Here is a 1,160-nt window from a genome sequence, read left to right as displayed (position 1 = left end):
TCGGTAGCACATGCTTTCCAGAACTCATTCTGAAATTGTTTGATTTTTGGTTCTTTTGTTTTCATAATATTAGTTTTAATTGGTTTGGTTTTGATTTAGATTTTTTTGGTTGACGCTTAGATTGGTAGTGAACGAATGATGTACACGTGGCAACGCCGTTAATATATACCCATTGCTTTACACGTTTGCATTCCGTCATACTACGTGTAAGTATCGAGCAATACGTATTACTTTCAGCGTTTCTCATTGCAGGGTCTTTACGGCATTTCTCGCACCAAGTGGCAATAAATGACATTCCTTCTGTACCGTTTGATGGAAAATAATATTTAGTTTCGTCTTTCATCACTGCAAATATAACACTTATTCCGGTTTCGCAATATGTTTAATAACACGTTTAGAATATAACTGCAATTGCAAATCCAATAATAAAGCCGAGGGTATAGCCGATCAAAAACCTACGTCTTAATTGTTTCGGATAGTCAATTTTCATTTGCTTGACGGTAGACTTGAGTGAATCGGTTTCCTTTTGTTGTGCAGACAATAAAATTTTAATCGTATATAATTTTTGTTCTAATGCTGTCATTTTACCCTCCTTTGCTTGTCAGATTTAACAATGCTGTCAATCTCTTGCTTGTCGCAGCTGTCAAGTTGATAATGCCATTTGATAAAACGCTTGGCGGTGCAGTCTAATAACACGCTGTCGGCTCGCAGTCGCATTATCCGGTCTTGTAAAATCTCGTTGTCTTTCTGGTACATCGAGGCGTACAACATGCAAAGTATAGTCATAACTATACATCCGAAGCATAAAACGTAAGATGTTGTTTTGTTTTTCATGGTTATTTGATTTTGGTTAGTTCAGTTCCGGTTAAAGCGAAGTAAAGGTTTTGAAGTTGGTGGACGTGCGATACTTTTATGTAAAATTCACTTAAAGATATTGTGAGTTGATTTCGAGAATCAAAGTACAATCCAGATAATATACGCTCACGGCTTATGCTTGTATCTCTTAGTTTATACCAACCATAACTATCTATTTCAAACCCAAATTTCAGCAACCATTCTTCTGTTAGCGGGACTGGTTTTATTGTTACCGTACTATCATCGGAACTATAATTAGCGTACTTATTTCCCACCGTGCAATGTCTTTTATTACCTTCAATCCA

Annotated in this window: 2 protein-coding genes; both read right to left on the bottom strand. The window is 36.4% G+C overall.

What is annotated here, in order from left to right; genetic code table 11:
• Nucleotides 1–394: 394 nt before the first annotated feature.
• Nucleotides 395–583 (bottom strand): hypothetical protein, encoded by a 189-nt coding sequence (locus tag JU82_RS05005; protein WP_037947373.1) that lies wholly within the window; start codon nt 581–583, stop codon nt 395–397.
• A 253-nt stretch (nt 584–836) separates the two neighbouring features.
• Nucleotides 837–1,160 (bottom strand): hypothetical protein (locus tag JU82_RS04995; RefSeq protein WP_294892179.1); only part of this gene is annotated, 324 nt, incomplete at its 5' end.

The organism is Sulfuricurvum sp. MLSB (genome assembly GCF_000747095.1).
Classification (GTDB): Bacteria; Campylobacterota; Campylobacteria; order Campylobacterales; family Sulfurimonadaceae; genus Sulfuricurvum.
This window is presented reverse-complemented; position numbering and strand designations above follow the sequence as displayed.